At 33.0% G+C, this 7,355-nt stretch carries 8 protein-coding genes and 1 rRNA gene; all 9 read left to right on the top strand.

What is annotated here, in order from left to right:
* Window positions 1–5 precede the first annotated feature (5 nt).
* Window positions 6–121, top strand: a 5S ribosomal RNA gene (gene rrf, locus B6C99_RS07380).
* 197 nt (window positions 122–318) lie between these two features.
* Window positions 319–486 carry a YgjV family protein gene (locus tag B6C99_RS13685; protein WP_158092455.1) on the top strand — a complete coding sequence of 56 codons (168 nt, stop codon included), beginning with the start codon at window positions 319–321 and terminating at the stop codon, window positions 484–486.
* A gap of 98 nt (window positions 487–584) precedes the next feature.
* Entirely contained in the window at window positions 585–1,157 is a 573-nt protein-coding gene (rppH, locus tag B6C99_RS07370; protein WP_065578249.1) for an RNA pyrophosphohydrolase, read from the top strand.
* Window positions 1,154–2,023, top strand: a complete 870-nt coding sequence (lgt, locus tag B6C99_RS07365) for a prolipoprotein diacylglyceryl transferase (protein ID WP_086359247.1) — start codon at window positions 1,154–1,156, stop codon at window positions 2,021–2,023. The genes rppH and lgt overlap by 4 nt, the downstream gene beginning before the upstream one ends.
* Window positions 2,020–2,814, top strand: coding sequence for a thymidylate synthase (thyA, locus tag B6C99_RS07360; RefSeq protein WP_086359246.1), 795 nt, complete (start codon window positions 2,020–2,022; stop codon window positions 2,812–2,814). Before lgt ends, thyA begins: the two co-directional genes overlap by 4 nt.
* 236 nt (window positions 2,815–3,050) lie before the next feature.
* The gene (locus B6C99_RS07355; protein ID WP_086359245.1) at window positions 3,051–4,001 is read left to right on the top strand and encodes a Kdo(2)-lipid IV(A) acyltransferase; all 951 of its coding nucleotides are present in this window, start codon (window positions 3,051–3,053) and stop codon (window positions 3,999–4,001) included.
* Between the two features lie 52 nt (window positions 4,002–4,053).
* Window positions 4,054–5,127 (top strand): 23S rRNA (cytidine(2498)-2'-O)-methyltransferase RlmM, encoded by a 1,074-nt coding sequence (gene rlmM, locus B6C99_RS07350; RefSeq protein ID WP_086359254.1) that lies wholly within the window; start codon window positions 4,054–4,056, stop codon window positions 5,125–5,127.
* A gap of 20 nt (window positions 5,128–5,147) precedes the next feature.
* Window positions 5,148–7,016 carry a penicillin-binding protein activator gene (locus tag B6C99_RS07345; RefSeq protein ID WP_158092454.1) on the top strand — a complete coding sequence of 623 codons (1,869 nt, stop codon included), beginning with the start codon at window positions 5,148–5,150 and terminating at the stop codon, window positions 7,014–7,016.
* The gene (locus B6C99_RS07340; protein ID WP_216819417.1) at window positions 6,970–7,350 is read left to right on the top strand and encodes a YraN family protein; all 381 of its coding nucleotides are present in this window, start codon (window positions 6,970–6,972) and stop codon (window positions 7,348–7,350) included. The genes B6C99_RS07345 and B6C99_RS07340 overlap by 47 nt, the downstream gene beginning before the upstream one ends.
* Window positions 7,351–7,355: the final 5 nt, after the last annotated feature.

Below are 7,355 nucleotides of genomic sequence, written 5' to 3'. Positions count from 1 at the left end.
ATATGTCTGGCGGTAATAGCGCGGTGGTCCCACCTGACCCCATGCCGAACTCAGAAGTGAAACGCCGTAGTGCCGATGGTAGTGTGGGTATTACCCATGTGAGAGTAGGGTGCCGCCAGACTTTTAAATATACGAGCCCAGCAGCGATGCTGGGCTTTTTTGCATTTTAGGATTAATATATTTTTATTAATTATTTTTCAGAGCCATTTCCCTGAATAGTAAACAATGGATAATCTAAACTTTCTGTATCAGTTTTTGAGTTCTGATTTTATTGAAAAATATACAACAATCCCGTAATTAATTGTTAAATTATATTATTTGGATGTTAAACAACATAATATACGATTGTTAATATTATTAGGTAGTATTTTATGGATAATATATAGCTTATGGATAGGCTTTTTAGGTAGTTTAGCTATAGAGGTTACCTTCACGATAATTACTATTATAACAATTATTAAATTATCACCAAAATTGACTGTATGATATTATATTTACTCTATTAGTATCATTTTCCTATTTATTTATTGTTGTATGTGTGAAACAATTCAACAATATAAAAAATAAATTTTTTGAGGTAGTCAGTGATCGATAATGATGGCTACCGTCCAAATGTAGGAATAGTTATTTGTAACAGGTATGGTCAAGTGCTTTGGGCTCGGCGTTATGGGCAAAACTCTTGGCAATTTCCTCAGGGCGGAATAAAACTTAATGAAACGCCAGAACAGGCAATGTTTCGTGAACTAAATGAAGAAGTAGGATTACTACCTAAAGACGTGAAAATTTTGTCAGTTACCAATGGTTGGTTAAGGTATAAATTACCAAAACGTATGATTCGTTGGGATAATCAGCCGGTATGTATCGGTCAAAAACAAAAGTGGTTTTTATTAGAATTAATTTCTGATACATCAGTTATTAATTTAAATATGTCTTCAACTCCTGAGTTTGATGATTGGAAATGGGTAAGTTATTGGTATCCTATACGGCAGGTTATTGCTTTTAAGCGTGATGTATATCGCAAAGCAATGAAGGAGTTTTCTTTGCCTGCATTTACTATACAATCTGAAGTAGAAGAACCTGTAACAAATCTTTCTAAGAAAAAACGGTTTAACTTCTTTGCTCACAAACGAAAAAATAAACAGCGTATTAAAAAATGAATCAATTTTTACAATTTCCCAATTTTGATCCAATTGCTTTCTCAATCGGACCTATTTCATTACATTGGTATGGTGCAATGTACCTATTTGGTGTGCTTGGTGCTTTGTTTTTAGCTAAACGTCGAGCTAATAAACCCAATAGCAATTGGACATCACAACAAGTTGAAAACCTATTGTTCTGGGGGTTTTTAGGCCTCTTTATTGGTGGGCGATTAGGTTATGTATTATTTTATAATTTTGATGCATTTTGTGAAGATCCCGCTATTCTATTCAGAGTTTGGGAAGGAGGAATGTCTTTCCATGGTGGTTTGATTGGTGCTATTTGTGTTATTGCTATCTTTGCTAAAAAAACACAAAAGACCTTTATGCAAGTAGCTGATTTTGTAGCTCCATTAGTACCGCTCGGTTTAATGTTTGGCCGATTTGGTAATTTTATTAACGGTGAACTTTGGGGCCGAGTAACTAACTCTTCAATCGGTATGTTATTTCCTACTTCATCACATGCTGATTTTATGTTTGTCCAAGCAAATCCAGAATGGTTTTCTTTATACAGCCAATTAAACGGCGTTTTACCACGTCATCCTTCACAACTTTATGAGATGGTATTTGAAGGTATAGTATTATTTATTATTTTAAATTTATTTATTCGCAAACCTCGTCCAGTTGGTGCAGCCTCAGGACTGTTTTTAGTTTGTTATGGCATATTTAGGTTTATAATTGAGTTCTTTAGACAACCCGATGAACAATTAGGATTATTTTTAAATATAATCAGTATGGGACAAATTCTCTGTCTCCCTATGATCATTGGTGGTATCTTGATGCTTTTATATGCATATAGATTTAACAATAAGGCTATTAAAAAATGAAACAGTATTTATCACTAATGCAAAAAATTTTAAACGAAGGAACGGCTAAATCGGATAGAACTGGTACAGGGACTTTATCGATCTTTGGTCATCAAATGCGATTTAATTTGCAAGATGGTTTTCCATTAGTGACCACAAAAAAATGTCATTTACGTTCAATCATCTATGAGTTACTTTGGTTTCTTAAAGGTGATACTAATATTAATTATTTAAAAGATAATAAAGTAACAATTTGGGATGAATGGGCCAATGAAAATGGTGATCTTGGTCCTGTTTATGGCAAACAATGGCGCGCTTGGGGAGCTGCGGATGGTCGACAAATAGATCAAATTTCGCAACTAATCGAACAAATTAAAAATGATCCAGACTCTAGAAGAATGATAGTTTCGGCATGGAATGTTGGAGAGCTTGATCAAATGGCGTTAGCACCATGTCATGCTCTATTTCAATTTTATGTAGCTCAAGGTAAGCTGTCATGTCAACTTTATCAACGTTCATGTGACGTATTCTTAGGATTACCATTTAATATTGCTAGTTATTCGTTATTAGTTCATATGATTGCTCAACAATGCGATTTAGAAGTTGGTGATTTTGTCTGGACAGGTGGCGATACCCATTTGTATTCCAATCATATGGAACAAACACATTTACAATTAAGTCGTGAGCCAAAACCATTGCCTAAGCTTGTAATTAAACGCAGACCACCTACAATTTTTGATTATGAATTTGAAGATTTCGAAATTGTTGATTACGATCCTTATCCAGCAATAAAAGCGCCCGTAGCAATTTAAGGCTTAACAAATTTTGAGGAACGTTCTTTTAGGGTATATTTTTTCTAAATTATAAGTAAAAATTGATTATTAGGGATTAATTAATTTAATCCTTAAATGTGTTTTTTATGTAATCTTTTCAAACAACTTCATGATAAGCACTTTAGTTATCTTTGATTATTTTATTTTTCTGCCGCATAACAGAAGATATTGGTATATAATGACTAACTTTGTTTAAATGGTTATTTAATCTTAATATGAGTCAAAATCAAGAAATTCATCCTATTTTTACAAAACGATTATTACATCCTCGCTATTGGTTAACCTGGTTTGGCATTTCTATTTTATATTTGATCGTTTTACTGCCATATCCAGTTATTTATCAATTAGGGAAAGGTTTAGGATTACTTTCGATGAAATTAATTGGCAAGCGTAAAGAGACCGCAAGGCAAAACTTAAAATTATGCTTTCCTGATAAATCTGAACAAGAACGAGATAAAATATTAAGAGATAATTTTATTTCCACAGGACTTGCTATATTTGAAACTGGTATGGCATGGTTCTGGTCCGACAAAAGACTTAAAAAACATTCTTCAATTGAAGGTGATTCACATATCACTCAAATACAACAGTCGGGACAGGGTGTTTTGTTAATTGGTATTCACTTTTTAACGCTAGAACTCGGTGCACGTATTTTAGGTATGAGTCATCCAGGTGTAGGTGTTTATCGACCAAACGACAACCCTGTTATGGATTATGTACAATTAAAAGGGCGTTTAAAATCGAATAAATATATGTTAGATCGTTATAATACTAAAGGTATGATAAGAGCCTTAAAGAATGGTGAACTGCTTTGGTATGCGCCAGATCATGATTATGGTCCTAAGAATAGTGTTTTTGCGCCACTCTTTGCGGTAAAAAAAGCAGCAACGACCATTGGAACTCGAATTTTAGTCAAATTAAGTCAGCCTGCAATTATTCCTTTCACCCCTAAACGAGAAAAGAATGGGCACTATACTGTTTACGTTACACCTGAGCTTAAAGGCTATCCTATAGATGATGATGTGCTAGCGGCTACTTTTATGAACAAAGCGATTGAACACGAAATATTAAAAGCACCAGAACAATATATGTGGTTACATCGACGCTTTAAAACTCGTCCTAAAGGTGAGGCGCCTTTATATACAAATAAAGTCCAATCAGATTAATTTGATGAATTTATAATATTTTCAAATAATTGAAAGAAAGAATATGCAAAAACTGAACAAAATAATTTTGTATTGTCGACCAGGGTTTGAAAAAGAATGTGCAGCAGAAATAACGGATAGAGCCGCACAAAAAGAAATATTTGGTTTTGCCAAGATTAAAGAAAATAGTGGTTATGTAATATTTGAGTGTTACCAAGACGATCAAGCTGAATTATTTATTAAACAAATTTCATTTCGAACATTGATTTTTGCAAGACAAATGTTTGTTGCTGGTGATTTATTAGCTAATTTATCAACTGAAGATCGTATTACGCCAATAATTAATGTTTTATCGGGTACTGTTGATAAAGCTGGTGATTTACGTGTTGAAGTTGCAGATACTAATGAAGGTAAGCAATTAGCAGCATTTTGTCGCAAATTTACTGTTCCACTTCGTCAGGAATTACGCAACAAACGTATTTTGTTAAAAGTACAAAATCCATCACGACCAGTTATTCATTTATTATTTATCAATAATAATAGTTGTTATGTCGGCTATTCCTTGAGTCAAAATAATTCTCCTTTTTATATGGGAATACCAAGGTTAAAATTTCCAACTGATGCACCAAGTCGTTCAACATTAAAATTGGAAGAAGCTTTTCATATTTTTATTCCTTATGAAGAATGGGGTGAACGACTTAAAGGTGGTTTAAATGCTGTTGACTTAGGGGCTTGCCCAGGCGGTTGGACTTATCAATTAGTCAAAAGAAGTATGATGGTATATGCTATAGATAATGGTCCTATGAATGAAAAATTAATGGAAACAGGACAAGTTAAACATTATCGTGAAGATGGCTTTAAATTTATACCTAAAAAGCATAATATTTATTGGTTGGTGTGTGATATGGTTGAAAAGCCAGCCAAAGTAACAGAGTTAATAGCCAAATGGCTAATTAATGGTTGGTGTCGAGAGGCAATTTTTAATCTCAAACTACCAATGAAAAAACGTTATGAAGAAGTAAAACAAAATTTACAATTACTAATAGAAGAACTAAATAACAACCAAATAAATGTACAAATTCAGGCTAAACAACTTTTTCATGATCGTGAAGAAGTCACTGTGCATGTACAGCGAATTTGGGGATGAAAAATTATAAGAGAATGGGTATGAAATTAAAAAAATCCTTTTATGCTATTGTTATTTTAGCATTATTTTCACTTTTAGTTGGATGTCATCTTAACTCATCAAAGAGTGCTAAATATGATGAAACTAAAGATTCCAATTATTATTTGTCGCACTTAGATACTAGCTCTGGAAGTGCTAAAATCGATTGGCAGTTATTGGCGATAAGAGCATTAATAAATGAGAATAAACTTTCTCAAGCAAATAAATTATTATCTCAACTACCATCTAATCTTAATGCAGAACAACAAAAAGACCAATTGTTATCCCAGGGTGAAATAGCAATTAAAAAAGGGCAATCATTTAATCTTAATCAGTTATCTGCTGAAAAATTAAATGATTCTCAATTATATCGTTATTATTCAATCAAATTAACCTTAGATAGAAAAGCTAAAAAGCTTAATGAGCAAGCGTATGATTACTTATCTTTACAAAAATTTGCACCAGAAAAATTAAAAAAACAAACCTTAAATAATACCTGGAATTTTTTTAGCAAATTATCGACAAATCAACTAAGTAAAATTTCTGTACCTGAAAATGACTTAACATTGAAAGGGTGGATTGATTTAAGTTATACATATCAACGTAATAATATAAAAGCGCCTGTTCAAGATAGTGATAGCCCAGAAGTCCTTGAAGCAAAAAATACAAATCGCAAAAATCAACTAAAACGAGCTATTTTGGATTGGGCTGCAAAATATCCTAATCATCCTGCACAAGATATTGTTGCGATTATAACTGGTGAACAAACTCTTGCTGTTGATAATGTAAATACTAAAAAGGTCGCTCTTTTATTACCATTAAATGGCTCTTCTCGTGTATTTGGTGACACTATTCGTCAAGGATATGTTGATGCTGCTAAGTTTTATCCACAAGAACCACAACAAAATGTTATTGTTTTAGATACAACATCAATACCAATGGATAATTTAATTCAGCAAGCACAAGAGCAAAATATTGATTTAATCGTTGGTCCATTATTGAAGTCTGAAGTGAGCCAAATAAAGCAGTTAGCACCATCTATTCCTGTGTTAGCATTGAATAAAGTTGATGATGGAACTGTTTCCTCTAACAAAATGTGCTTTTTTGCGTTATCTCCTGAAGATGAAGCAAAGGATGCTGCTGATCATATTTTTGCACAGAATAAACAAAAGCCGTTGTTAGTTATACCACAAAGTGAGTTGGGAAGAAGAGTAGCTCAAAGTTTTGCTAAACAATGGTCGCAAATTTCTAATGGTTCACAAGCTTATGTGCAATATGTTGGTAATTTAAATACTCTACGTGCAAATATTAATCATAGTAGTGGTATAAGTTTAACCGGTAGTCCGATTGCATTTAATAATGATGATGGCTCGGCTTCAATGTCCTCAAATGGTTCCTCTTCTGGATTTGATGCAATTTATGTTTATGCATCTTATGATGAATTAACCTTGATAAAACCAATGCTAGATATGGGAGCAGGAAAGACAATAGGTAATGGCTCTTCATCCATAGCGCTTTATTCAAGTTCTAAAAGTCATGTGGCAAATGCTTCGAATGACTTTAATTATGATATGAATCAAACTGAATATTCTGACATTCCTTTGATTATTAATTCATCAGAAAAGACAACGGCAATGATTCCTAGCAATATTCAAAAAGATTATTCTTTAACTCGATTATACGCTATGGGAATTGATGCTTGGCGATTGGCTAATCGCTTTAATCAATTAGACTCTTATCAGCCTAATTTTTTAGCTGGAATGACTGGTAAATTATCAACCAGTAATCAATGTGAAGTGACACGATCTCTTGCATGGCAACAATATGCCTATGTTATATCCCAATCGTCTTCAGAACAGAACGAAAAATAAAGATATCGGCAAGCATTATGAACATATTGCTTGCCAATTCTTAGCAAATCAAGGGCTGGTGTTGCTTGATAAAAATAGCCTATATCAAATTGGTGAAATTGATTTAGTCATGCGAGATAAGAGTTGTCTGGTTTTTGTTGAAGTTAGATATCGCAAAAATGCTAACTTTGGCGAAGCTGAAATGACTATTTCGCTCACTAAGCAAAACAAAATTAAACAGGCAGCTCAACTTTGGATGTTAAATAATAACTTAAATATTGAAGATACAGAGTTTAGATTTGATGTTTTTGCCATAACGGGAAAAAGTCAAAAATGGATAATTAATGCGTTTTAATGATC

Origin of the sequence: Gilliamella sp. N-G2 (genome assembly GCF_002142215.1) — a bacterium.
In the GTDB taxonomy this organism is placed as follows: Bacteria; Pseudomonadota; Gammaproteobacteria; order Enterobacterales; family Orbaceae; genus Gilliamella.
This window is presented reverse-complemented; position numbering and strand designations above follow the sequence as displayed.